Genomic DNA, 25,350 nt, shown 5'->3' with positions numbered 1-25,350 from the left:
CCGAAGGGTGACCCCGCTCAGGGCGAGGAAGGACTCAACTCGCCGGGACCGACCAACACCTCAGCCCGTACCTGCACCTACACATGAGGTCGTACGCGGACAACTCCAGGTCCTTGGGTGCCTCGGTCACCCGTGAGCCGACGATGAGCCGCAACCCGGCCTCGTCGAGGTCACGCAGGTTCGATGAGGACAACATCCCGGCGTCGGCGACCACGACGTTTCGATCGCCCCGGGTTCCGTGCCCGGGACGGTTCGGGGTGCTGTCACCCCGAAAAGTCAGGAACCGTGGGAGGCCTGCTTTGGCGCAAGCACAGCGTGGCTGCACAAGCGATCAGGTACGAAACGGGCGTCGTAACTGCGAGTATGGCTGCTTCCTGAAACGTCAGGGCCAGTATAGCGACCAAGCCGAATGTCATCAGGAAGACAGTTGAGACCGCATTGTATTGTCGGAAAGAGCCGGCAGCCAGCAGTTCCTGTGTGATTATTGCGAATGCAATGGCGAATGGAACGGAGGTGGTGCAAAGTGCGATCGTGACACGTTCGTCCATCCGTGTGTCGCCCGGGATTCCGACGAGGGGTCCAATCCACGGGAGCGCGAGTGCCACGGAGAGGGCGACCACCGACGCAAGGGCCAACATCGCTGACAGCACAAGGAGTTGGACCCATAATCTAGCTGATCGAAGCGTGTCAGACAGAGACCTCGCGGGGGCACGTCCCGACGCGATAGTGATGAAGGTTGCCGTTGCGATCGCATAGCCAAGTACACCCACTGGGACAGAGGCGATTTTCTGACCTACGGCGATGAGCGTGTTTGCCCCCTGGCCTAATTGGCTGCCGACGTGACGCTCAAGCAGGGGGTACAACTGCATGGCAGTGCATACGATGAGATACGTGTTGGTGCCGCGGGGTTCGGCCTCCGTGATGGTCCGTTCGGGAACCCCAAGACCGAGTAGCAGCAGCGACGCGCCGAGGGAGATCCCATAGTGCCCACTAAGCGCGTCGCCCGATATGTCGACTCCGAGATTCAAGAAGGCGAATAAGAGTGCAATGTATATGACATTTGCTAGAATGGGGACAAGCCCAATTCTGGCGGCGTGTCCGCCAAGCATGAGGCGCACGTATTTGGGCATGGTGAGCGCCATTCCGATGTAAGGTGCGGCGCCCAAGGTCAAAGCCCACCATGCGGGGGCCCCTTTTGCGAGGAGCGTAAGGGTCGAGGCCGCCGAAAAGACACTGGTCGCGCCCCAAAGGAATCGCCTTGCCCGGCGAGCGCTCTTCAGGGCGATAGGGATGTAGGTCGCCTGGCCTGCGAGCCCAAAGAACACGGTAATGTAGGCCATACCCACAAAGAACTCGTCGGACCCGGCCCCAAAAGTCAAGTAGCGAATGGTGAGGGCATCGCGAACCAGGCCCAGGACTGAGCTTCCAACGACCGTAACCGCGAGAAGTGCCCCCATCCGTCGCGGCGCCAGTCGTCTCTCGGACGAACCCGTCATGCGCGACTTGCCGGCTCTGGGTGGTCACGGACCCCAGCCAAACGAGGCCAAGCGACCCGTAACTCGGCATCAAGGCGATCGCGCAGGCCTCTGGAGAGGCGCGGGTGAAGACGGCTCAATGTGTCCCTCTTAGCCGTCCGGGCTAGGGCGGACGGTTTGAGACCCGATGCGACTGCCCCGGGCATCACTTTCCTTGTGGCCTGGCGCAGGTGTGGTTGAGTACGCAGCCCAGGGCTCGAAGGAGAAGAGTCAAGCACGCGTGTTGTTTATCATCCCGGCACCGACCGTGACGCCGGTGGCCTCATCGATAAGGATGAAGGATCCTGTCGCGCGGTTCTTCGAGTACGTGTCGCACAGCAGCGGCACGGTAGTGCGCAGTTGCACGCGCCCGATCTCATTGAGGCCGAGCTCCTTGGTCTCCTGGTCACGGTGCAGGGTGTTGACGTCAAGGCGGTACTGGATGTCCTTTACCAGTGCCCGGGCGCTGCGGCTGGTGTGCTTGATCGCCAGCTTCATCCGCGGCCGCAGGGGTGCGTTGGTCATCCAGCAGACCATCGCGTCGATGTCCTGGGAGGGCGTGGGGGCGTTGTTCACGCGGGCGATCATGTCGCCGCGGGAGACGTCGACGTCGTCCTCAAGGTGCACCGTCACGCTCATGGGCGGGAAGGCCTCGGTGATCTCCTGGTCAAACAGGTCGATCTTGGAGATCTTGCTGGTCATCCCCGAGGGGAGCACGACGACCTCGTCTCCGGGCTTCAGCACGCCGCCGGCGACCTGCCCGGCGTAGCCGCGGTAGTCGTGGAACTCATCCGACTTCGGGCGGATGACGTACTGCACCGGGAAGCGTACGTCGACCAGGTCGCGGTCGGAGGCCACGTGCACGTTCTCGAGGTGGTGCATCAGCGACGGGCCGTCGTACCAGTCCATGTTCTCCGACCGGTTGACGACGTTGTCGCCCTTGAGCGCCGAGATCGGGATGACCTGCAGGTCGGGGATGTTCAGCTTGGTCGCGAACTGCGTGAACTCGGCGTGGATCTGCTTGTAGACGTCCTCGGAGAAGTCGACGAGGTCCATCTTGTTCACCGCGAGCACCAGGTGCGGCACCCGCAGCAGCGACAGGATCACCGCGTGGCGGCGCGACTGCTCGGTCAGGCCCTGGCGGGCGTCGACCAGCACCAGCCCAAGGTCGGCGGTCGAGGCGCCGGTGACCATGTTGCGGGTGTACTGAACGTGGCCGGGGGTGTCGGCGATGATGAACTTGCGGTTCGGCGTCGCGAAGTAGCGGTAGGCGACGTCGATCGTGATGCCCTGCTCGCGCTCCGAGCGGAGCCCGTCGGTGAGCAGCGCCAGGTCGGTGTAGTCGTAGCCCTTCGACTGGCTGGTGGCCTCGACCGCCTCGAGCTGGTCCTCGAAGATCGACTTCGAGTCGAGCAGAAGCCGCCCGATCAGCGTCGACTTGCCGTCGTCGACGGAGCCGGCGGTGGCGAACCGGAGAAGGTCCATGTGGCGGGTCTGCTCGGCCCGCTCGGACTTGATCAGCCCCTGCGCCGCCGCGGAGGACGCCGTGGTGGAGTCGTTCATCAGAAGTAGCCTTCCTTCTTCCGGTCCTCCATGGCGGCCTCGGAGAACCGGTCGTCGCCACGGGTGGCGCCCCGCTCGGTCACGCGCGCGATGGCGATCTCGTCGATGATCTTGTCGATGGTGTCGGCGCCGGACTCCACGCAGCCGGTCAGCGTCAGGTCGCCGACCGTGCGGAACCGCACCGTGCGCTCCTGCACGGTCTCGCCGGCGCGCAGCGGGTTGAACTCCGATTCGCTGAGCAGCATGCCGTCGCGCTCGAAGACGCGGCGCTGGTGGGAGAAGTAGATCGAGGGGATCTCGATGCCCTCCCGGCCGATGTAGTGCCAGATGTCGAGCTCGGTCCAGTTCGAGAGCGGGAAGATCCGCATGTGCTCGCCCTCGTGGATGCGGCCGTTGTAGAGGCTCCACAGCTCGGGGCGCTGCATCTTCGGGTCCCACTGGCCGAACTCGTCGCGGTGGGAGTAGACGCGCTCCTTGGCGCGGGCCTTCTCCTCGTCGCGGCGGCCGCCACCGAAGGCGGCGGTGAAGCCCTCCTCCTCCAGCGCGTTGAGCAGGGTGCCGATCTGCAGCCGGTTGCGGCTGGTTTTGCCGTCGTCGACGACGATGCCGTTCTTGATGGCCTCCTCGACCGAGGCGACCACCAGCCGCACGCCGAGGCGGTTGACCCACGCGTCGCGGGTGGCCAGCACCTCGGGGAAGTCGTAGCCGGTGTCGACCTGCAGCACCGGGAACGGGATCCGGGCCGGGTAGAAGGCCTTCTCCGCCAGTCGGAGCATCACGATCGAGTCCTTGCCGCCCGAGAACATCAGCACGGGCTTCTCGAACTCGGCCGCGACCTCGCGGAAGATGTGGATCGACTCCGCTTCCAGCTGGTCGAGCTGGCTCAGCTGGTAGTCGGCATGCGTTTGCGTCATGGGTGACAAGGGACCTCTCCTGAAGACAGCAGCCCACATGCTAGCCGTGGGCCGCGATTGAGGCTCATCGGCGGCTCAGGCCTCGGGCTTGCCGTGCTTCCCGCGCTTGCCGCTCTTCGCCTGGTCGGCGTCCGGGGCGTAGCCGTAGCCGTACCCGTAGCCGTAGCCGTAGCCGCCGAGCCCGCGCCGGTTCGGCACCATGTTGAGCACCAGGCCGACCACCTTCGCGCCGACCTGGTCGAGCCGCTCGACGGCATGGGAGAGCTGGTCCTTGGTGGTCTTGCCGTGGCGCACGATCAGCACCGCGCCGTCGGACTGCGCCGAGATCAGCGCGGCGTCGGTGACCGGCAGCAGCGGCGGGGCGTCGATGATCACCAGGTCGAAGCGGCTGCGCAGCTCGGCCAGCAGCTCGGCCATGGCGTGCGACTGGAGCAGCTCGGCCGGGTTCGGCGGGATCGCGCCGCTGGCCAGCAGCGAGAGGCCCGTCGCGTCGTCGCTCTGCAGGGCGTCGTCGAGGGAGACCCGGCCCACCAGCGTGGTGGTGAGGCCGATCTGGTTGTCCATGCCGAGCGCCTGCGCCGAGCGCGGGCGGCGCAGGTCGGCCTCGACCAGCACGGTCTTCAGCCCGGCCTGGGCCGAAGTGAGCGCCAGGTTGACCGAGGTCGTCGTCTTGCCCTCGGTGGGCACCGAGCTGGTGACCACGTAGACCCGGCCCTCGCCCTCCTTGTCCACGTCGACGAACTGCATGTTCGTGCGCAGCACCCGGAACGCCTCGGCGCGAGGCGCGTGCGAGTCGAGCGAGGTGACCAGCGGCCGCTTCGGTGCCTGGCTGTCGTAGCCGATCGTGCCCAGCACCGGCGCCTCGCCCGACTCCGAGGCCTGCTCGGGGGTCTTGATCGTGGTGTCGAGCAGCTCGCGCAGCACCGCCAGCCCGAGCCCCAGCAGCAGGCCGAGGACGCCGGCCAGGCCCAGGTTGCGGACCGGCTGCGGCGAGACCGGGGTCTCGCTGTAGGAGGCGTCGTCGACCACGGTCGCCTTGATCGGCGCCTCGGTCTTGCCCGGCGGCGTCTCGAGCTCGCGGACCAGGTCCTGCAGCTCCTCGACGTAGGCCTGCGCGATCGTCTGGGCGTCGCGGGCGTCGACGTCGGTGATGGTGAGCTCGAGGATCACGGTCTCGGGCACCGCGGTCGCCGAGATCTGGTCGGGCAGCTCCGCGATCGCGGTCTCGCTCATCCCCAGTCGCTGACCCACCACGGTGGCCAGCTCGCGGCTGCCGACGAGGTCGGCGTAGGAGTTCACCCGCTCGGAGGCGAACAGGTTGCCCTGATAGGCCTGGGCGGTGTCGGACTGGCTCGTGGAGACGAACAGCCGGGCAGACGACGCGTACTTCGGGGTCGCCGTGAAGGTGTAGGCCGCCGCAGCGCCGATCACCACCACCAGCGTCCCGAGAATGAACATCCAGCGGCGCTGGATGATGCGCCAGTAGTCGCGGAGCTCCAAGGATTCCCCTAAGTCGAACGGCCGTTGGCGGGCAGCCTAACCGTTGCGCGGGCGGTTGCCGCGACCGGCGGCGGCACGGCGGGAGGGCTCCAGGCTGTCGAGCTCGGCCACGGTGGGCGCCCCGAACATCGGCAATCCGGTCGTGCGGCGGATCACGCCCCAGACCACCGGGATCAGCACCACCAGCGCCAGGCCGATGCCGGCGACCAGCATCGGGTGGGTCTCCTCCTTGCCCAGCGGGGCCCAGCCGGCCTTGTCGAGCAGCGCGATCGCCGACATCGTCAGCACGATCACGATGCCGCGCCGCAGGAACGACTGCGGCACCTTGGGCGCCAGCTTCGAGCCGATGATCGTGCCCGGCACCGAGCCGATGATCAGCGGGATCGTCAGCCCCCAGTCGAGCCCGTGGATGGTGATGTTCGCGATCGCCGCGGCGAGCACCAGCGGCACCGCCTGCACCAGGTCGGTGCCGACCAGCTTCACCGCCGACAGGCCGGGGTAGAGCATCAGCAGGGCGACCATGATCACCGAGCCCGACCCGACGCTGGTGATGCCGACCAGCAGGCCCCCCAGCGCCCCCACGAGCAGTGTGGGCACGGGACGGATCGGCGGGTTCGGGTTGCCGGTCGGACCACCGCGACGCACCCGCAGCAGGTTGACGTAGAGCCGCAGCGCATAGGTGGCCGCGGCCAGCAGCAGCGCGAACCCGATCGCCAGCTTGAGCGTGTCGTCGATGTCGTCGGGGTCGACGAACCACGAGACCAGGTAGGGGCCGGCGAACGCCATCGGGATCGACCCGATGATCAGCCACTTCGCCAACTGCATGTTCGGCGAGCCCTCGCGCTTGTGCACCAGCGCCCCGCCGGTCTTGTAGACCGCGGCCGCGGTGAGGTCGGCGGTGACCACCGCCGCCGTCTCGCCGACGCCGAGGAAGATCAGCGCCGGGGTCATCAGCGCGCCGCCGCCCATGCCGGTCAGCCCGACCACGACGCCGACCACGAACCCGGCCGCCATGATCGAGAAGAAGGCGACGGTGATCAGCTCACTCATGCGGTGATCCTCCCGGTTCCGACCAGCGCCGGGACGACGACGCGCAGCAGGTCGTCGATGTGGGCCGCGGCACGCTCGGCGGCCTCCGGGCCGCGGGCGTAGGGGTCGGCGACGTCCAGCGCCGGGTCGGCAGCTCCGCGGCGGTTGCCGACGGCGGCGACCAGCTCACGCCCCGACAGAGCTGGGTCGCCGGCCTTCACCGCCTCGGCCAGCTGGCCGAGCGTGAACACCTTGCGGAATGTCGCGGGGTGCTCGTCGAGGATGAACGCCCGATGGGTCGACTCGGCAGTGACCACCAGATCGGCGGCGTCGAGCAGCTCCGGGGTGAGCGGCCGGCTGCGGAACGCTGTGGCGTCGCCGCCGCGGGCGGTGAGTGCCTGCGCCATCACGTCGTCCATCGCGTGGTCGCGGAAGCCGTGGGTGCCGGCGCTGGCGAACTCGAGGTGGGCGCCGGGGCCGGCGAGCTGGCGGGCGCGGTGCTCCATGAAGGGGGAGCGGCAGATGTTCGCGGTGCACACGAAGAGGACGTGGAGCGGGTCGGCGGTGCTGTGCACGGGGACCGGGACAGGCTCGAGCGCGGGTGAATCGCCGAGGGCAGTTGCGGCGGCGGTCGCCGCCCTGCCTTCTCTTGCGGGGTCTCGACTCGCATCGTCGCTGGCGCTCCTCGCGGCTCGACCAGCGGTGGGCACGTCGGTGGCGGTCTCGCCTCGGCCCGCGGTGAGGTCGAGGTAGCCCTCCTCGCGCAGAGCGTCGAGGACGTCGGCGAGGGCGTCGTCGATGGTGCGGCCGGTGGTGTCGACGCGCACGTCGGCGTCGTCGGGCTCCTCGTAGGGGGAGGAGATGCCGGTGAACTCGGGGATCTCGCCGCGTCGGGCCTTCGCGTAGAGGCCCTTGCGGTCGCGGCGCTCGCACTCCTCCAGTGGGGTGGCGACGTGCACCAGGAAGAACGCGCCCCCGGCCGTCTCGACCATCGCGCGGACGTCCTGGCGGGTGGCGTCGAAGGGTGCGATCGGGCTGCAGACCGCGACCCCGCCGTGGCGGGAGATCTCGGCGGCCACCCAGCCGATCCGCCGGATGTTGGTCTCCCTGTCCTCCTTCGAGAAGGTCAACCCGGCGGAGAGGTTGCGGCGCACCACGTCGCCGTCGAGGCTGGTGACCGTGCGGGCGCCCTGCTCGAGGAGGCGGTCCATCAGCGCGCGGGCCAGCGTGGACTTGCCGCTGCCCGAGAGGCCGGTGAAGAAGAGGACTAGGCCCTGTTCGTCAGAAGCCGGGCGCTCGAAGTCGACAATCTCGGCGATGTCTGGGGGGTAGGTCTCGGCAGGCTCGACCACCGTGGTTGCGGGGTCTCGACTCGCATCGTCGCTAGCGCTCCTCGCGGCTCGACCAGCGCTGTTGTCGGGGAGGGCGAGGACCGGGTCAGGGCCGGCGTATTTGGCGACCACCTGCACTCCCAGCGCGTGGTCGGTCTCCGGGTCGCCATGGGAGGCCAGTGGCACCGCCACCACCTCCGCGTCAGGCAGGTGGCGGGCCGCGGCGAGGGTGGCGCGGATCAGGCCGACCGCCGACATCGCCGGGGTGCCGTGGCCGACCAGCGCGAGCAGCACCAGCGGGCCGGCGCCGCGCAGCGTGGCGAGGTCGGCTTCGGTGAGCGCGTCGGTGACCGGCACGAACGTGCGACCGGCGTAGGCCTCCCGCACGTGGGCGGGGCTGAGGTAGTGGTCGCGGAACGGCCCGAACTGGGCGTGCGTCAGCGGGTCGACCTCGCCGCCGGGCACGCTGACCCGGGCCAGCGGCAGGCCCTCGGGGTCGACCAGCTCCACCGCACCGGCCTCGGCGGCCGCGGCGGCCACGGTCTCGGGCAGGGTGAGCGTCACCGGGCTGCCCGGTTCGTCGAAGCCGCGGATCGGCGCGAGCGCGCCGATGCTGAGCAGCTCGAGGTCGTCGAGCTCGCGCGGCGTGGGGCAGTGCTGCGGTGCGGGAGGGGTCGGCACGCGCCAATCCTGCCAAACCTGGGCTGGATAGTCTTATTTCGTGCCGCAGCCCGAACCCGTCGTCCAGCTCGTCCGCTCCGGGTTCGTCGAGGGCCACCATCGCGGCTCGGTGGTCGCGCTGGCGCCCGACGGGTCGGTCGACTGGTCGGTCGGCGACGTCACCGGGGCGGTGCTGCCGCGGTCGAGCAACAAGCCAATCCAGGCGCTCGCGATGGTGCGGCACGGACTCGAGCTGCCCGACGACCTGCTCGCGCTGGTCTGCGCGTCGCACTCCGGGGAGCCGATGCACCTCGACGGCGTCCGGCGCCTCCTGGCCGACGCCGGGCTCGACGAGTCGGCGCTGCAGACCCCGCCGGACTGGCCGCTGGAGGACGCCGAGAAGGAGGCGCTGCTGCGGACCGGCGGCGACCGCTCGCCGCTGGCGATGAACTGCTCCGGCAAGCACGCTGGGATGCTCGCCACCTGCGTGCTCCGCGGCTGGGACACCACGACCTACCTGCGGCCGGACCACCCGCTGCAGGTCGCCATCGCGGAGACCTTCGCCGAGCTGACCGGCGAGCCGGTCGCGCACGTCGCGATCGACGGGTGCGGCGCGCCGCTGCTCGGCACCTCGCTGGTCGGCCTGGCCCGGGCCTTCCGGGCGCTCGCGGTGGCGACCGACGGACCGGAGGCCAAGATCGCGGACGCGATCCGCCGCCACCCGGAGATGGTCTCGGGCACCCGCCGCGACGAGCGGACCCTGCTGACCGCGATCCCCGGCGCCATCGGCAAGGCCGGCGCCGAGGGCGTCTACGCCGTCGCGTTGCCCGACGGCCGGTCGTTCGCGCTGAAGATCGACGACGGCGCGGCCCGGGCGCGGCCCGTGGTCATGGCCGAGGCGCTGCGGCGCAGCGGCGTGCTCGACGAGGCAGGGGTGGACGCTGAGGCGGTCCGCAGCACCGGGCGGGTCGAGATCCTCGGTGGTGGGTGGGTCGTGGGGGAGCTGCGGGCCTGCTTCTGAGTTCGGCGGTTTCGAGACGGTTGCTAGCGCAACCTCCTCAACCACCGGGGTCCTCGGTGGTTGAGGAAGGCGCGCTGCGCCTGTCTCGAAACCACCGGTCCGTGGAGCTCGTCTGGCGCTGGGCCAGACCGGGCAACAACTCGAACTCTCCGCGGATCAGCGCCTCTCGCTTGCGCCGGCTCCACCCCTGGATCTGCTTCTCGTAGGCGAAGGCATCGGCCACGGACTCGCACTGGGCGGACCACACCAGCCGCACCGGTCGCCGGCGTCGGGTGTAGGCCGCGCCGGATGGATCGTGGTTGTGCTCCCACACACGGCGTTCGAGGTTGACGGTGCTCCCGACGTAGTACGAGCCGTCTGCGCACTCGACGATGTAGGTCCAGGCCATGTGGTCAGCGTCCATATGGCGCCGCAAGTCGGCCACCTCGCGCCTGGGAGCTGTGGATGGTGGTTTCGAGACGGTTGCTGCGCAACCTCCTCAACCACCGGGGCCGTGCTGCGCAACCTCCTCAAGCAGCGACGGTCTCCTCGACCGCCGGGATCACGCAACCATCGGGTGGGCAGGGTGTTGCCCGCGGGTGGACCGGTCGTTGACCTTCGGCCTCTACTCTCGGAGCCATGTCGACCCCGCGGCGTGCTCTGATCACCGGGATCACCGGTCAGGACGGCTCCTACCTCGCCGAGCTGCTGCTGGAGAAGGGCTACGAGGTGCACGGGCTGCGGCGACGTTCGTCGACGTTCAACAGCTCGCGCATCGAGCACCTCTACCAGGACCCGCACGAGCCGGGCACCCGGCTCTTCCTGCACTACGGCGAGATCACCGACTCCGCTCGGCTGATCGCACTGCTGCGCGAGATCCAGCCGCACGAGGTCTACAACCTCGGCGGCCAGTCCCACGTCGGCAGCAGCTTCGACGAGCCCGAGCACACCGCCGAGACCACGGCGGTCGGCGCGGTCCGGCTGCTCGAAGCGGTCCGGCTCTCCGGTGTCGACTGCCGCTTCTATCAAGCCTCCAGCTCGGCGATGTTCGGCCCCGATGCAGACGTGCCGCAGTCGGAGGCCAGCCCCTTCCGCCCCCGCACGCCCTACGGGGCAGCGAAGCTGCACGCGCACTGGGCAACGGTGACCTATCGCGAGGGCTACGGGATGTTCGCGGTCAACGGCATCGCGTTCAACCACGAGTCGCCCCGGCGCGGCGAAACCTACGTGACCCGCAAGATCAGCCGGGCGGTCGCGCGGATCCAGGCCGGACTGGAGGACTACCTCTACCTCGGCAACCTCGACGTGACTCGCGACTGGGGCTACGCCCCGGAGTACGTCGACGCGATGTGGCGGATGCTGCAGGCCGACCAGCCGTGCGACTACGTGATCGCCACCGGCACCAGCTTCTCGGTGCGGGACTTCGTTGTCGCCGCGTTCGACCACGCCGGGCTCGACTGGGAGAAGCACGTGCGCTGCGACGAGCGCTACATCCGCCCGACCCGCGAGTCGCTCCTGATCGGTGACGCCGGCCTGGTCAAGCGTGAGCTGGGCTGGGAGGCGACCGTGCACACGCAGGAACTGGTGAAGATCATGGTCGACGCCGACATCGCCGCGGTCGGGCATGAAGGGGAGCCGTGGATCGACCGGCCGAAGGTGGGTGGCTGAGGCCCTGCCTCGGTTGCGGGGTCTCGACTCGCTGCGTCGCTGCGCTCCTCGCGGCTCGACGAGCGGTTGTCCGGTCAGTGCGCGGGAACGGTGGCGAGTGCCACTCGGCCCTGACCGGACAGGGTGACCGGACCATCCGCGTCGCCCAGGAAGAGGGCATGGCCACGCGAGATCTCCGAGCTGCCGGCCGCGGTATGCACGGTGACCGTGCCGTCCAGGGCCAGGACCGTGCGGGGGCCGGTGTCGGCCAGCTGCTCGACCAGCTCCCCCTCGGGTGGCTCGACGACGAACAGCGCGAACTCGGTGACCGGTGGGTCGAAGCAGAGCACCCCGCGTCGGACCAGCGTCGGCTCCCACAGCGGCGGCGGGATCGGGGTGAAGCTTGCGATGTCGAGCAGCTCGGGAACATCGACGTACTTCGGGGTCAGGCCCGCGCGCACCACGTTGTCGGAGGAGGCCATCACCTCCACCCCGAAACCGCTGGTGTAGGCGTGCACCACGCCGGCGTCGAGGAACATTGCCTCGCCCGGTGCCAGCACAACGTGGTTGAGCAGCAAGGTCACCAGCACGCCGGGGTCGTCGGGGTAGCGCTTCGCCAGCGCCGCGGTCTGCGCGAACACCCGGGTGCCCTCACGTTCAACACTGGTGCGCTCGCGGTAGCGGCGCCCCGACGGCATCCGCGTCGAGTGGCTGCGCTCCTCGGCGCGCACCGCTGCGTCACCGAGCTGAGCGATCAGGTCGCGCAGCGGATCGCCGGACATCGCCAGCATCTCGGCGACCACCGCGTGCAGGGTCTGGTAGGCCGGGCCGTCCTCCAGCCGCCACGACAGTTCGTCGGCCCACGGCAGGCCGAACAGGCGCAGGATCGCCGCGGACTTCTCGGTGTCGCGGAAGCCGGCCATCCCCTCGAAGCGGGTGAGGGCGTAGATCAGCTCCGGCTTGTGGAACGGGTCCTGGTAGCGCCGGTTCGGGGCGCCCAGGGGGATGCCCGCGGCCTCCTCCTCGGCGTACCCGATCCTTGCGCGCTCGCTGGTCGGGTGCACCTGCAGCGACAGCGGCTCCGCCGCGGCCAGGGCCTTGACCAGGAACGGCAGGCGCGGGCCGAACAGCTCCGCGGATGCCGGGCCGACGGTGGCCAGCGGGTGCTCGCGGATCCGGTCGTCGAGGCGGGTTCCGTCAGGCAGCAGCGACGGGTCGCCCGGGTGCGCGCCGATCCACATCTCCGCTTGCGGTCCATCGCCAGGCTCCTCGTCGCGGAAGCGGGGGAGGTGGGTGCGGGAGCCCCAGGCGTAGGGGCGGGTGGCGCACGTGAGGCGGTACATCGCGTCCCTTCGGTTGGTGGGGCTGTGGCTGGGGTTCGTTTCCGTCTTCCGGGGTCTCGACTCGCAGCAGGCGCTAGCGCGCCTTCGCGGCTCGACGGCGAGGGTCTCGGCAACCTCGACCACCGAGCAAGCCTCGACCGGCGGTGCGGGCATCGACCAGCGTAGGGGTGTGGACACAGCGCGTCAGGGGAACTGTGAACGGAGTCACGCCCCGGATGCTTGCAACTGCTAGCAGGGGCTAGCACAGTGGGGGTATGGCCAAGGGAGTGGTGGGGAAGACCGTCGGCAAGACGGTCGAGTCCCTGGGGGAGTACCTCCGGGAGCAGCGCACCAGCGCGCAGCTCTCGCTGCGTCAGCTCGCCGAGCTGACCGGCGTCTCCAACCCCTACCTCAGCCAGATCGAACGCGGTCTGCGCAAGCCCTCGGCCGAGGTGCTCCAACAGCTCGCCAAGGCCCTGCAGGTCTCCGCCGACCAGCTCTACGTGCGGGCCGGGATCGTCAGCCCCGACCCCTCGACGGTGACCACCGTCGAGCTCGCGGTGCTCCACGACCCCGACCTCACCGAGCGCCAGAAGCAGTCACTGCTCGACGTCTACTCGTCGTTCCTGGCGATGAACGCCGGCCGCAGCGGCGCCGACGAGCAGTAGGACCTCCGGCCCGGCGCCCCGGGCCCACCCGATGTATGACCCAACCAAGGAGTGAGTGACATGGCCAAGGCCAAGTTCGACATCAAGATCGAGGCCACCCGGCCTCTCTACGCCGGAGTCGGCGTGGCCGACCGGGCCGTGGAGGTCGTCCGCGACTACGTCGCCGACGTGCAGAAGCGCCTCACCGGCGTCCGCCACGACGTCGAGACCCGCCTCGAGGACGTGCAGAAGTCGGTCAAGAAGGTCGACCTCGAGCCCGACGCCCTGCGCAAGCAGGTCACCACGGCGTTCAACGAGCGCGTCGACGCCATCACCAAGGAGGCCAAGGTGCGCCGCAAGGCGATCGAGGCCCGCGTCGCCGAGCTGCAGGACGAGGCCCGCGAGATCCCGACCCGCATGCAGACCGCGCTCGAGGAGAACGTCTCCACCGTGGGCGACACCTACGCCGACCTGGCCAAGCGCGGCGAGACCCTCGTCGCTCGGATCCGCCGCCAGCAGTCGACCAAGGCCACCGTGACCTCGGCCAAGACGACCACCGCCAAGGCCAAGACCACCCGCACCCAGAGTGCGAAGGCGACCAAGTCGACCGCCACCACCGCGAAGAAGACCACCAAGTCGGCGGCGAAGAAGACCACCGGCACCGCCAAGAAGGCGACATCGACGCCGCGCAGCAGCGCCAAGGCCACCACCACCGCGGCCAAGAAGACCGCCGCCGCAGCCACCGAGGCCGCCACCGACGCCGCCAAGAAGGTCGGCGACTGACTGCACGACCCCGATGACGGGCAGCTGACGCTGTTCTAAGAACTGCGAGGACCCCCGGCGGCGCCGGGGGTCCTTGTGGTTGGTGGATGGTTGCGGAGGTGGGCGGGTGCGGGGGTCTCGACTCGCAGCAGGCGCTAGCGCGCCTTCGCGGCTCGACCAACGGTGGGAGGTCTCGGCAAGCTCGACCACCGGTGCGGCTCGACCAACGGTGCGGGGTCTCGGCAAGCTCGACCAGCGAGGCGACCCCGTAGGCTGGGGCGAGTGAACGTGTTCGAGGTCCAGTTCTGGATCGTCTCCCTGGTCAACGTCGTGCTGCTGGCCGTGAAGTTCTTCGCCTTCGGCAGCAGCCTGACCTTCTCCAAGGAGTCCTACGAGGCCGCCGGCAAGTTGACCAAGCCCACCTGGACCATCCTGCTCGGCCTCGGGGCGGTGCTCTCGATCATCTCGATCGGGTCGTTCCTGATCAGCCTGATCTTCACCGTCGCCGCGTTCGTCTACCTGGCCGACGTGCGGCCGGCGATGAAGGGGCTGCGGCGGCGGTAATCACTGCCCGCGCGCGGCATACTCCGCCTCGGCGCGCTCCTTCGCCGGTCGCCACCACGACTCGTTCGCGGCGTACCAGTCGATGGTGTCGGCTAGGCCAGCCTCGAAGTCGTTGAACAGTGGTCGCCAGCCGAGCTCGACGCGCAGTTTGGCCGAGTCGATGGCGTAGCGCTGATCGTGCCCCACGCGGTCGGCCACGAGGTCGACGTCGAGATCCTCGCGCACGAGGTGGGCGAGGATCGTGCGAACGACTTCGAGGTTGGTCTGCTCGCCGTCGGCCCCGACCAGGTAGGTCTCACCTAGCCGTCCTTGCCCGAGGATCGCCCAGATCGCCGAGGCGTGGTCGGAGACGTGGAGCCAGTCGCGAATCTGCTGTCCGTTGCCATAGAGCTTCGGTTGACGGCCGTCGAGAAGGTTGGTGATCTGTCGGGGGATGAACTTCTCGATGTGCTGCCAGGGACCGTAGTTGTTCGAGCTGTTCGAGATCGTGGCGGGGATCCCGTAGCTGCGGATCCAGGCTCGCACCAGGTGGTCGGCGCCCGCCTTCGTCGCGGAGTAGGGGCTGCTCGGGCGGTAGGGAGAGGACTCGGTGAACCGATCCGGCGAGTCGAGCGGCAGGTCGCCGTAGACCTCGTCGGTGGACACGTGGTGCAGGCGGACGCCGTGCCGACGGACGGCCTCGAGAAGCGTGAACGTGCCCACCAGGTTCGTCTCTACGAACGCCGACGGATCCTGAAGCGAGTTGTCGTTGTGCGACTCCGCGGCGAGATGGACCACCGCGTCGTGGGAGGCGACCAGCCCGTCAACCATCATCGCGTCGGCGACGTCGCCGACCACGAGCCGCATCCGATCGGGCGGCAGAGCGGTGAGCGCCTCCGGGCTGGCGGCGTAGGTGAGCTTGTCGAGCACCGTCACCTGGCAGTCCGAGTGCTCCACGGCGTGCTGCACCAAGTGGACCCCGACGAACCCGGCACCGCCGGTGACCAGGAGACGCCTCACCTGACCGAGCCTGTCAGTAGGCCCCTCGGCGCCGCAGCACCGCCCCGAGAGTCTTGGTCAGGATCGACAGGTCCTGGAGCATCGACCAGTTGTCGACGTAGTAGAGGTCGAGGCGGATGGCCTCGGTCCACGACAGGTCCGAGCGTCCCGACACCTGCCACAGGCCGGTCATGCCCGGGCGGACACGGAGGCGCCGCGCGGTGTCGCCCTCGTACTTCGCGACCTCGAGGGGGAGTGGCGGGCGGGGGCCGACCAGGCTCATGTCGCCGCGCAGCACGTTGACCAACTGGGGGAGCTCGTCGAGGGAGAAGCGGCGCAGCCAGCGCCCCGGGCGGGTGATTCGTGGGTCGTCCTTCATCTTGAACAGGCCCTCGTCGTAGCCGGCTTGTTCGTGCAGCTCAGCCAGTAGCTCCTCGGCGTTGACCACCATTGAGCGGAACTTCAGGCAGGCGAACTCGCGGCCGCCTCGGCCGATGCGCTCCTGCTTGAACAGCACCGGCCCACGGTCGTGAATCAGGATCCAGAGACCGGCAAACAAGAAGAGCGGACTGGCGACGACGAGGAGGGCTGCTGAGCCGACGATGTCGAACAACCGCTTTCCCCAGCGGGAGGCGTCCGTGGCGCGGGGAGCATCGATATGCATCAGCGGGAGCCCGCCGACCGGACGGATCCGCACGCGCTCCCCGGACACGTCGGTGACGCTCGGAGCCACCACGACCTGGACGTCCTCGTGCTCGAGGTCCCATGCAATCCGGCGCATCTGGTTGGCAGAGGTGAGTGCCCCACCTGCGAAGAAGACGATGTCGGCGCCGTGCTCGCGGACAGCAGCGGTGACGTCGTCGGAGTTGCCCAGCACGGGGATGCCGCTGCTGGTCTCCTCATCGGTGAAGTGAGCGGGCGTAAGCGAGCCGACCACCCGGTAGCCCAGCCAGCTCTCTCGACGGAGCACCGCTGCGACCTCGTCGATGTGGGAAGGCGAGCCCGCGATCAGCACGCGGTGCTGAAGTCGGCCGTGCCGGCGGAGCCGGTGCAGTGCGTCGCGCAGCGCGTAGCGACCTAGGACCACGGCCGGGAGGCCGATCCCGAAGAGCAGGAAGTAGAAGCCGCGCGACAAGTCGTACTTGGCGAGGTAGGAGGCGACGCCGACCAAGCCGGCCGTGAACAGGCTGGCTGTGGCAACCCGCTTGTATTCGTCGGTGCCGGCGCCGAAGAGGCTCATCCGGTAGCTGCCCGCGATGCCGAGCGACAGCAACCAGCCGAGCACGATCAGGGGGCCGACAGCGTCCAGACTGCTGGTGATGTCGGAGCCCGCGTGGAACATCGGCAGACGGTCGCGGCCGAAGGCGGCCAACCCTGCAGATGCGGCGACGACGAGGCCGTCGAGGACCAGCGCGGTCGAGGGGAGAAAGTGCAGGGTGCGGCTCGGAGAGCCCGTGAACAGCCCTGCTCGCCTGTCGGACAAGATCGTCATGTGCCCACTCGCATCCGTGCCCCCCGGCATCTCACGTCACGGCTCCGAATGAGCCGGGCCCACCGTAGTCTCTGCTGACTCGTGGCGTGAACGATGTCGGTGTGGTTCCGGTTACGTGAACGGCGGCAGAGGTCGGTAGCCGGGTTGCCAGGGCAGGGCGGCCGGGGATGCGGGTGGCTCGCGCTCGATCCGGCATCGCAGTCCCCTCGAGTGACTGCCCACATCACTTCAGCGGGTGGGTGGTTTGTCCAGGCTCCGTCGATAGTAACCCCAGGCCAACGGGGCGTCCGGGTCGATCGAGTGGGCCTCGCACCAGGCCTCGAACGGGGTGAGCAGGGAGTCGCTGGGCTCGCCGGAGAGGTCGATGAGGTCGTCGAAGGCCGTGATGGGGTCCAGCGTCGTCATCGGTGGGCCTGTTCGGGAGGCGGTGTCGTCTTGGTTATCGGCGGGGGTGGGGGAGGGTTGAAGCAGGTCTAGATGGGGGTGGGGCTTGGTGGTGGTTGCTGCCCTGCGCAGCTCACCGGGTCTCGACTCGCTTCGTCGCTGGCGCTCCTCGCGGCTCGACCAGCGGTGGGATCGAGCACCGACCGGCTCGACCACCGACCGGCTCGACCAGCGCGCGCATGCGGGTTCCCGGCGGAGTGACCGGTGGTCGCTAGGGTTTCGGCCATGCTGACCTCCCGGGCCTGGCGCGTCCTGCTGCTCCTCGTCGTGGGCGTCGTGCTCGTGCTGGCCGGCTATGCCGCCTGGGTCGCCTACGGCGTCTCGAAGGAGTTGGACGCCGTTGCCGACGACGGCGAGCGGCTCAAGGCCGCCGTCTCCGCCGGCGACGAGGCCACCGCCCGGGACGCCCTCGACGACCTGCAGCGGCACTCCGAGGCAGCCGCCGACTCCACGTCCGGCACCCTGTGGGGCCTGCTCGAACATCTCCCGGTCTTCGGCGACGACGCCGAAGGCGTCGCCGTGGCCAGCTCTGTGGTCGCCGACCTCAGTCGCGACGGGCTGCCCGGACTGGTCACCGCCTCCACCGACCTCGAGGGCCTGCTGCCCCGCAACGGCCGGGTGCCGGTGGCCGCGGTGCGCGAGCTGCGGCAGCCGGTCGGCAACGGCCAGGCCGCCTTCGCCGACGCCGCCGAACGCCTCGCCGAGCCCGACTCCGGCGGCTTCGACGAGCGGCTGCGGACGCCGTACCGCAAGCTCACCGACATGGTCACCGACGCCAGCCGGGCGCTGACTTCCGCCGACACCGCACTCGCCGTGCTGCCGACCATGCTCGGCGCCGACGAGCCTAAGCAGTATCTGCTGGTCTTCCAGAACAACGCCGAGATTCGCACCACCGGCGGGCTCCCCGGCGCCGCCGCCCTGCTCGAGGTCACCGATGGCGCCATCGAGATGACCCAACAGGCCACCGGCGGGCAGTTCGGCGAGACCCCCGAGCCGGTGCTGCCGCTCACCGACGGCGAGCGCGAGATCTACGGCGACCAGCTCGGCCGCTACTTCCTCGACGCCAACTTCACCCCCGACTTTCCGCGCACCGCCGACCTGATGCGCACCCGCTGGGAGCAGGAGTTCGACCACGAGCTCGACGGCGTGCTGATGCTCGACACCGTCAGCCTCGCCTACCTGCTCGAGGCCACCGGCCCGATCGACATCGGCGAGGTCACCCTCACCGCCGAGAACGCCGTCGACGAGCTGCTGCACGGCATCTATCTGCGCGAGCCCGACCCCGCGAAGCAGGACCTCTGGTTCGCCGAGGTCGCCCGCACCCTCTTCGACCGGCTCTCCGGCGGCGTCGGGTCGCCCTCGGCGTTGGTCGACGCGCTCTCCCGAGCCGCGGGGGAGGGGCGGATGCTCGTGCACTCCTTCGATGAGACCGAGCAGGGCGAGCTGGCCGGCACCGAGGTCGCCGGCGAGCTGATCACCGACCCCGACGCCGCCCCGCAGGTCGGCTTCTATGTCAACGACGCCACCGGCTCGAAGATGTCCTACTTCCTGCGCTACGACGTGCAGCTCGACGCGACCTACTGCCAGGACGGCCGGCAGGGACTCACCGGCCACGCCACGCTCACCTCGACCGCACCGAAGGACGCCGCCGACCTGCCGCCCTACATCACCGGCGGCGGTGTCTTCGGCACCGACCCCGGTCGGCAGACCGTCGTCGTGCGGCTCTACGGGCCCGTGGGCGGGGAGATCAAGCGGATCGCGCTCAACGGCGAGCCCAACCCCGACGCCACGATCATCGACCACGACGGGCGGCCGGTCTACACGACGTTCCTCGACATCGGCCCCGGCGAGCACGACGACCTCGAGTGGACGATGACCACCGGCGAGGGGCAGGGCGGGAACCCGCGGCTCACCGCCACGCCGGGGATTGCTGCGGGCAGTGAGTCGCGGACGGTGGCGAGCGCCTGCGGGTGAGTGTTCCTTCGCGGGATGTGAGCGGCAGCGCCCTGCCTTGGGTGCGGGGGTCTCGACTCGCGTCGTCGCCAGCGCTCCTCGCGGCTCGACCACCGGGGGCGGCTCGACCAGCGGTGGGTCTCGACAGGCTCGACCACCGTCTGGGCTCGACCAGCGGATCTGGACCTGTTGTGGTGTCCGTCGCAGAACTAGACCGCGCGAAGTTCTCAGGTCGATCCGGCGCTGGCCGATAGAAACGTCTTTACGATTCACCCATGAGTACGACGGGGGTGAACCTCGGGCAGAAGTGCCCGAGGTGCGGTCACACGTACCGCGTCGCGCCGTCCAAGCTTCGTCGGGTGAAGCAGGCTCTCGGGGGACAGCAGACGCGCGTGCAGTGTGCGGAGCAGGTTGAAGACCATGGCTGGCAGTGCGCCTGCCGCAGCAGCTTTCACGCGGGGGCGTCGGGGCCCTGACGGCGGGTCGGGTCAGTAGGCGCCGCGGCGCTGCAGCACCGCCCCAACGGTCTTCACCAGGATCGACAGGTCCTGCAGCATCGACCAGTTGTCGACGTAGTAGAGGTCCAGCCGGATCGCCTCCGACCACGACAGGTCCGAGCGGCCCGAGACCTGCCACAGGCCGGTGAGGCCGGGCCGCACCCGCAGTCGGCGTACCGTGTCGGGCTCGTACGCCGCGACCTCCTGCGGCAGCGGCGGGCGCGGGCCGACCAGGCTCATGTCGCCGCGCAGCACGTTGACCAGCTGCGGCAGCTCGTCGAGGGAGAAGCGGCGCAGCCAACGCCCCGGGCCGGTGATGCGCGGGTCGTCCTTGAGCTTGAACAGCCCCTCGGTGTGGCCGGTCGCGGCGTGCAGCTCGGCGAGCCGGGCCTCGGCGTCGACGACCATCGTGCGGAGCTTCAGGCAGCCGAACTCCTCGCCGCCGCGGCCGATGCGCAGCTGCCGGAACAGCACCGGACCACCGTCGTGCAGCTTGATCCACAGCGCCGAGACCGCCAGCAGCGGCGCGGCGACCACCAGTAGCGCCGTCGCGCCCACCACGTCGAAGAGCCGCTTGCCCCAGCGCGAGGCGTCGGTCGACCTGGGCGCGTCGATGTGCACCAGCGGCAGCCCGCCCACCGGCCGCACCCGCACCCGCTCCCCGGAGACGTCGGTGACCGTCGGCGCGACGACCACCTGCACGTCGTCCTCCTCCAGATCCCAGGCGATCCGCCGCATCTGCGCCGCCGAGGTCAGCGCGCCGCTGGCGAAGAACACCACGTCGGCGGCCTGCTCGCGGACCACCGCGGTGATGTCGCCGCAGTCGCCCACCACCGGCACCCCCGCCCGGGTCTCCTCCAGCTCGAGCGTCGGCGTCGCCGCCCCCACCACCCGGTAGCCCAGCCACCGCTCCCGCCGCAGCACCGCCGCCACCTCGTCGACGTGCGCCGGGTCGCCGGCGATCAGCACCCGGTGCTGCACCCGGCCGTGCCGACGCGCCTGGTGCAGCGCCCGCCGCAGCGCGTAGCGGCCCAGCAGCAGCGCCGGCACCCCCACCGCGAACAGCAGGAAGTAGAACCCCCGGGAGAGCGGGTACTTCGCGAAGAACGTGCCCACCGCCACCAGCCCGCCGGTGAACAGCGTCGCGTGCAGCACCCGCCGGAACTCCTCGGTGCCCGCCCCGAACATGTCGACCCGATAGGCGCCGCCCAGCGTCAGCGCCGCCAGCCAGATCAGCACGATCGCCGGCCCCACCAGCGTCAGGTCCGCGGTCACCGCCCGGCCGCCGTCGAAGAGCGGCAGCAGGTCACGGCCCAGCGCGGCGAGCAGCGTCGCCCCGCCCACCACCGTCGCGTCGACCGCGAGCGTGAGCTTCGGCAACTGTCGCAGCATCCGGCTCGGCGGGCTCGCGAAGAGCCGCACCCGGCGCTGCGCCAGGATCGTCATCGGCTGTCCTGCATGGTGACCCTCGGCCTTCGGTCGGCGTCGTGTCTCCCTCCGGAGGTGCCAACCGCGTTCGGCCGTGTGAGTTACGGCACCGTTCGCCTGGCGTTCATCCGAGAGGGCCGCCGGGGTGGGTCCGAGGGCAGGGCTCCCGAGATGCCCTGCCGTGGCTCTCAACGAGGTCGGCCGCTCGGGGGTACGCCGGGGGCGCGGGCTCGGCTGGTCAGCACGGGCCGGCAATCGACGGGCGAGTCCTGGTCTGGACCACTGGGGTCGGACTAGTCATGACCAGTAACCCGTCTAGTCCGGTCTCGTTCATACCTTCGGTATGTCGCGCGCCCGGGGGCGGGGCGGCCGGTCTCGGAGGCCGGCGCCCGCGCGCGCAGGATCGGCGAGAGGCAGCGCGTGAGTCAGGACCGAGTGGTGCAGCCGCAGGGGAGTCACGGTGTGACGGGAGGGCGGCATGCCCTGCGTCCGGCACCGGGTCTCGACTCGCTCGTCGCTGGCGCTCCTCGCGGCTCGACCGACGGGGCAGGCTCGACCGACGGGGGCGGCGCGACGACCGGGTCCACCGGGGAGGTCGAGCTGGTCGACCGGGTCCGCACCGGCGACGACGACGCTCTCCTGACCCTCGTGCAGCGGCACCGCGGCGCCCTCGAGCGCGCCGGCGCCGACGTCACCGTCGACTCCCTCGCCCGCGCCGGCCGCGCCGCCGCCGTGTGGCTGCGCGCCACCCCCCACCCGCTGCTGCCGTTCCGCGCCGCACTGCTCGCCACCCACCTGCGCGGCGAGGTGCCCGCGCTGCCGCTCGACGAGCCGCTGTGGCGCGGGTACGCCGCACTCCCCGCCGCCGCGCGCATCGCGCTGTGGCACCGCGAGGTCGAGGGCGACCGCCCCGGACGGATCGCGACCCTGCTCCAGACCGACGGCGAGGAGATCGCCGACGCCCTCGAGTCGGCGTACGCCTCGCTGCGTCGCCGGGTCGCCCTCGAGCACCCGGTCGGCGCCGGAGCGGACTGCCGCCGCTGGGCCGAGCTGTTCCGGTTCTCCCCGCCCGCTCACCTCAGCCGCGAGCAGGCCACCGGGCTGACCGAGCACGGCCACGACTGCGCCGCCTGCCGGCCGCTGACCGTGGCGCTGCTCGGGCTCGACCGCGACCTCGCCCGCACCCTGGCCCGGCCTGTGCTCGGCCCGCTCACCGACGGCTACCTCGCCGCCCGGCCCCGGCGGGTCCGGCTCGTGCGCCGGCACAGCGCCGACCGGCCCGGTGCGGTCCCCTCGCACCGATCCGCGCGGCGCCCGCGCACCCTGCGCGCCGGCGGGTCGTTCTCGCTGGTCGGCGCCGGCTCGATCGCGCTGCTGCTGGCCACCCCCGGCACCATCCACCCCGTCGACCCGCAGACGCTGCCACCGGCGCCGGGAGCGGTGGTCCGACCGGCGGGGGAGTCCGGCTCCGCGACGGGGCGCACGCGAGCAGGCGATGCGACCGGCCCGCGTGACGCGGCGCGGCAGGCCGGGCGGCGTGGCGGTGCCGGCGGTGCTGGTGGTGCCGCCGACGGCGCCGGGTCGGCGTCCGGCAACGGGTCGGGCGCCGTGGGCGGTGGCCAGCCCGGATCGGGCGGGTCCGGCAACGGCGACGGCGGGAGCGGCCCCGACGCACCCACCACCGACGGCGGGCCCACCTCGCCGACGCCCACCGAGCCCACGCCGGCCCCGACCGACCCCGCCCCGCCAGCGGGGAGCGAGGGCGACTCCGGCCTGCTCGACGTCGACCTCGGCGAGGGCGGCGTCAGCGTCACCGTCGACCCGCAGCTGCCCAGCGGTCCCATCGAGGTCGAGCTGCCGCTGCCGATCGACCTCTCCGGGCTGCCGGACCTGCCGGCCGTGCCCCACCTGCCCGGATCGCCGGTGAGCGGGTCGCTGCAGCCCGGCCTCGGCTGAGCCCGGAGCCGCCGGTCAGCCTGCGGAGAGCCGCACCGTCCGGGTGAAGCTCGCCCCGTCGTTGCTGGTCACCACCAGCTTCGCGCGGCGGACCTTGCCGGAGGCGACCGCCTTGGCGACGCGGCTGCCGACCGACAGCTCGACCGCGGTAGCGGTGCCCCCGAGCAGCTCGGCGGCACCGCGGGCCAACGTCGACCCGGATCGCACGGGCGTGCCGCGCAGTCGACTGGTCGCCACCAGCCGAGCGGTCGCGGTGCAGTCGGTGGTGCAGCGCAGCTCGGCCGCCACCACCACGCTCCGCCCGGCCCGTTGCACCGCGACCGCCGACGTGGGCGCGGTGGCCCACCCGTCGCCGTACGCCGTGACCTCGGTGCTCGTGCTGTTGTCGCGCGGGTTCGCCTCGCGGCTCGCCGACCCGACCTGCGCGGAGAACGCCAGGCGCCGGGTGGTCGGCTCGCCGCTGGTGCGGATGTCGACGCAGGTCAGGCCCACGTCGGCGGTCAGCGCCTCCCCGGTCGGGTTCGTGAACCGGAACGCCCGGATCTTCGCCCGCGGGTCGCTGCCCCGGTAGAGCAGCCCGGCCGGCGTGCTCACCGACGCGGTGATGCCCTTCGCCTGGTCGGCGCAGGTCACGGTCTCCTCGACCGTCGCGCCCGCGGGCACGGTGACGCGCGCGTCGCGCTGCTCGATGCCGACCTGGTGCACATGCCCCTCGGCGGCGCTGGTGCGCGGTGACAGACAGCCGATGCCGAAGTCGGCGGTGGCCGCCGCGGGTGCGTCGACGACGAATCGCCACCCGGTCGGCGTGGCCCGCGAGGTGCGGACGACGCCGGAGCCGGCGGTGAAGCGGTACGACGGGGCGTACGCCGTCTGGCCGGTCGGGCAGGTCAGGTCCACGGTGTTCTCGCCGGGGGTCAGCGCGACCGCGGGCTCGGCCTGCGGCTCGGTGACCAGCTCGTGGGCGTGCTGACCGGTGACGGTCACCCGGGCCAGGCAGGCCACGGTGACCTTCGCCAGCGCGGCGCCGGGGTTGTCGTTGCGCAGGGTGGCGGTCCAGCCGGTGCCGTCCTCGGTGGCCGTGCTCTGCTCCACCGCGGTCTTGGCGACGTCACCGCCCTGGTCGACGGCGTCGAGCCGGACGCCGCCGTCGGTCGCCAGGTAGCCGGTCGGGCAGCTGACCGTGCCGGTGCGGCTGGTGCCGCTCTCCACCCGCAGGTCGACCTCGGCCTTCTGCTCGAGGATCTGGTGGGCGGTGTTCGGGTCGGTGACCATCGGGATCGGGTCGACGGTGGCGCGGATCGTCGCCGTGCGGGTCTCGCCGGCGGCGATGGCGCCGAGCTCGCAGGTGACCGTGGAGCCGTCGGCGGTGCAGGGTTCCGTCTCTCCGGGTGTTGCCGCCGTGAAGGTGACGCCGGCCGGAAGCGTGCTGGTGACGGTCACGTCGCGAGCCGGGCCGGCGCCCGGCCGGTTGGTCGCGGTGAGCGAGTAGCTGACCGTGTCGCCGGCGAGCGCGACGCTCGGGTCGATCCGGCCGCTCAGGGAGAGGTCGGCCGGCCGGTCGTCGCCCGGCGGCGGAGTCTCCTCGACCACCCGGTAGTGGAACGTCGCCTCGCGCTCGTTGCCGAGCTCGTCGGTGGTGGTCACCACGACCGCGTGGTCACCGACCGTGTCGGTGTCGAGCCTCGTGCCGCTCGAGTCCGGACCGGCGCAGGTGGCGACCCCAGAGCCGCCGTCGACACAGGTGTAGTCGAGCGTCAGCTCCTCGCCGGGTGCCACCTCGGCGCCGCTGGCCGGGGTGAAGACGACCCGCGGGGCCGCCCGGTCGACCTTCGCACCGGACACCTCGGCCGTCGCGCAGTTGTCGGCCAGGTCGCAGACCTGCCTCGTCGCGACCGCGTTCGCGCTCTCCTGGCCGGCCGGCACCGTGGTGCTGATCGTGAAGCTCGCGTCGGCGGGGTCGCGCAGCCCGACCCCGGCGTCGGACGCCGTGCAGGTCGTCGTCCGGTTCTCCGCCGACCAGGTCGTCGGGAACGGCTCGCAGGTCACCGTCGGCGGCACCGGGTCGACGCCGGACCGGGCGAAGGCCACCACGATGGTGCGGGGTCCGGTGGTGTTGGTGGCGTCGAGGGTGGTGTTGGCGAGGCCGGTG

20 protein-coding genes are annotated in these 25,350 nt (G+C 70.7%); 7 read left to right on the top strand and 13 right to left on the bottom strand.

From position 1 onward, the window contains the following. Positions 1 to 263: 263 nt before the first annotated feature. The 6 genes from D6B71_RS22985 to cysC all read right to left on the bottom strand — a co-directional run bounded on the left by D6B71_RS22985 (position 264) and on the right by cysC (position 8,532). Positions 264 to 1,142 (bottom strand): hypothetical protein, encoded by an 879-nt coding sequence (locus D6B71_RS22985; protein ID WP_164519781.1) that lies wholly within the window; start codon positions 1,140 to 1,142, stop codon positions 264 to 266. 603 nt (positions 1,143 to 1,745) lie between these two features. Next, the gene (gene cysN / locus D6B71_RS21825) at positions 1,746 to 3,077 is read right to left on the bottom strand and encodes a sulfate adenylyltransferase subunit CysN (RefSeq protein ID WP_121258921.1); all 1,332 of its coding nucleotides are present in this window, start codon (positions 3,075 to 3,077) and stop codon (positions 1,746 to 1,748) included. After that, positions 3,077 to 3,991: a sulfate adenylyltransferase subunit CysD gene (cysD, locus tag D6B71_RS21820; RefSeq protein ID WP_121258920.1), complete on the bottom strand. Its 915-nt coding sequence runs from the start codon at positions 3,989 to 3,991 to the stop codon at positions 3,077 to 3,079. Before cysD ends, cysN begins: the two co-directional genes overlap by 1 nt. A gap of 75 nt (positions 3,992 to 4,066) precedes the next feature. Further along, complete coding sequence (locus tag D6B71_RS21815) at positions 4,067 to 5,491, bottom strand: tyrosine-protein kinase domain-containing protein (RefSeq protein ID WP_121258919.1); 1,425 nt, start codon at positions 5,489 to 5,491, stop codon at positions 4,067 to 4,069. A gap of 36 nt (positions 5,492 to 5,527) precedes the next feature. Next, the gene (locus tag D6B71_RS21810; protein WP_121258918.1) at positions 5,528 to 6,541 is read right to left on the bottom strand and encodes a sulfite exporter TauE/SafE family protein; all 1,014 of its coding nucleotides are present in this window, start codon (positions 6,539 to 6,541) and stop codon (positions 5,528 to 5,530) included. Beyond that, the gene (gene cysC / locus D6B71_RS21805) at positions 6,538 to 8,532 is read right to left on the bottom strand and encodes an adenylyl-sulfate kinase (RefSeq protein ID WP_206051914.1); all 1,995 of its coding nucleotides are present in this window, start codon (positions 8,530 to 8,532) and stop codon (positions 6,538 to 6,540) included. The genes D6B71_RS21810 and cysC overlap by 4 nt, the downstream gene beginning before the upstream one ends. A 40-nt stretch (positions 8,533 to 8,572) precedes the next feature. On the opposite strand from cysC, the gene D6B71_RS21800 reads away from it, so the two are divergent. Continuing rightward, positions 8,573 to 9,532, top strand: coding sequence for an asparaginase (locus tag D6B71_RS21800; protein ID WP_121258917.1), 960 nt, complete (start codon positions 8,573 to 8,575; stop codon positions 9,530 to 9,532). 37 nt (positions 9,533 to 9,569) lie between these two features. Here the strand turns inward: D6B71_RS21800 and D6B71_RS21795 are convergent, their stop codons facing one another. After that, the gene (locus D6B71_RS21795; protein WP_121258924.1) at positions 9,570 to 9,920 is read right to left on the bottom strand and encodes a GIY-YIG nuclease family protein; all 351 of its coding nucleotides are present in this window, start codon (positions 9,918 to 9,920) and stop codon (positions 9,570 to 9,572) included. Between the two features lie 230 nt (positions 9,921 to 10,150). Here D6B71_RS21795 and gmd point away from each other — a divergent pair, with 230 nt between their 5' ends. Continuing rightward, positions 10,151 to 11,179, top strand: coding sequence for a GDP-mannose 4,6-dehydratase (gene gmd / locus D6B71_RS21790; protein ID WP_121258916.1), 1,029 nt, complete (start codon positions 10,151 to 10,153; stop codon positions 11,177 to 11,179). A gap of 74 nt (positions 11,180 to 11,253) precedes the next feature. Here gmd and manA read toward each other — a convergent pair whose 3' ends face one another. Further along, a complete protein-coding gene (manA, locus tag D6B71_RS21785) occupies positions 11,254 to 12,501 on the bottom strand; it encodes a mannose-6-phosphate isomerase, class I (protein ID WP_164519780.1) in 1,248 nt (415 codons plus the stop codon). Between the two features lie 254 nt (positions 12,502 to 12,755). Between manA and D6B71_RS21780 the strand changes: the two genes are divergently transcribed. The 3 genes from D6B71_RS21780 to D6B71_RS21770 all read left to right on the top strand — a co-directional run bounded on the left by D6B71_RS21780 (position 12,756) and on the right by D6B71_RS21770 (position 14,453). Continuing rightward, positions 12,756 to 13,148, top strand: a complete 393-nt coding sequence (locus D6B71_RS21780) for a helix-turn-helix domain-containing protein (protein ID WP_121258914.1) — start codon at positions 12,756 to 12,758, stop codon at positions 13,146 to 13,148. Between the two features lie 60 nt (positions 13,149 to 13,208). After that, complete coding sequence (locus D6B71_RS23230) at positions 13,209 to 13,910, top strand: hypothetical protein (RefSeq protein WP_206051913.1); 702 nt, start codon at positions 13,209 to 13,211, stop codon at positions 13,908 to 13,910. A 261-nt stretch (positions 13,911 to 14,171) separates the two neighbouring features. Continuing rightward, the gene (locus tag D6B71_RS21770; RefSeq protein WP_164519779.1) at positions 14,172 to 14,453 is read left to right on the top strand and encodes a DUF2516 family protein; all 282 of its coding nucleotides are present in this window, start codon (positions 14,172 to 14,174) and stop codon (positions 14,451 to 14,453) included. Here D6B71_RS21770 and rfbB read toward each other — a convergent pair whose 3' ends face one another. From rfbB to D6B71_RS22980, 3 genes are all read right to left on the bottom strand, one after another. Further along, on the bottom strand, positions 14,454 to 15,452 hold the full coding sequence (rfbB, locus tag D6B71_RS21765) for a dTDP-glucose 4,6-dehydratase (protein ID WP_121258912.1): 999 nt from the start codon (positions 15,450 to 15,452) through the stop codon (positions 14,454 to 14,456). A gap of 13 nt (positions 15,453 to 15,465) precedes the next feature. Further along, positions 15,466 to 16,923, bottom strand: coding sequence for a sugar transferase (locus D6B71_RS21760; protein ID WP_121258911.1), 1,458 nt, complete (start codon positions 16,921 to 16,923; stop codon positions 15,466 to 15,468). A 228-nt stretch (positions 16,924 to 17,151) separates the two neighbouring features. Next, positions 17,152 to 17,328: a hypothetical protein gene (locus D6B71_RS22980; protein ID WP_164519778.1), complete on the bottom strand. Its 177-nt coding sequence runs from the start codon at positions 17,326 to 17,328 to the stop codon at positions 17,152 to 17,154. Positions 17,329 to 17,592: 264 nt separating this feature from the next. Between D6B71_RS22980 and D6B71_RS21755 the strand changes: the two genes are divergently transcribed. Then, positions 17,593 to 19,341 carry a DUF4012 domain-containing protein gene (locus D6B71_RS21755; protein ID WP_121258910.1) on the top strand — a complete coding sequence of 583 codons (1,749 nt, stop codon included), beginning with the start codon at positions 17,593 to 17,595 and terminating at the stop codon, positions 19,339 to 19,341. Positions 19,342 to 19,808: 467 nt separating this feature from the next. Here the strand turns inward: D6B71_RS21755 and D6B71_RS21750 are convergent, their stop codons facing one another. After that, positions 19,809 to 21,263 carry a sugar transferase gene (locus tag D6B71_RS21750; protein WP_206051912.1) on the bottom strand — a complete coding sequence of 485 codons (1,455 nt, stop codon included), beginning with the start codon at positions 21,261 to 21,263 and terminating at the stop codon, positions 19,809 to 19,811. A 402-nt stretch (positions 21,264 to 21,665) separates the two neighbouring features. On the opposite strand from D6B71_RS21750, the gene D6B71_RS21745 reads away from it, so the two are divergent. Further along, entirely contained in the window at positions 21,666 to 23,201 is a 1,536-nt protein-coding gene (locus D6B71_RS21745) for a hypothetical protein (RefSeq protein WP_126688342.1), read from the top strand. A 15-nt stretch (positions 23,202 to 23,216) separates the two neighbouring features. Here the strand turns inward: D6B71_RS21745 and D6B71_RS21740 are convergent. Next, positions 23,217 to 25,350, bottom strand: a 2,134-nt coding sequence (locus D6B71_RS21740; RefSeq protein WP_164519777.1) for a DUF11 domain-containing protein, incomplete at its 5' end; no start/stop codon positions are given.

The organism is Nocardioides ferulae (assembly GCF_003660455.1).
In the GTDB taxonomy this organism is placed as follows: Bacteria; Actinomycetota; Actinomycetes; order Propionibacteriales; family Nocardioidaceae; genus Nocardioides; species Nocardioides ferulae.
The sequence above is the reverse complement of the archived record's forward strand: the minus strand, read 5'-3'. Positions and strand labels throughout refer to the sequence as shown.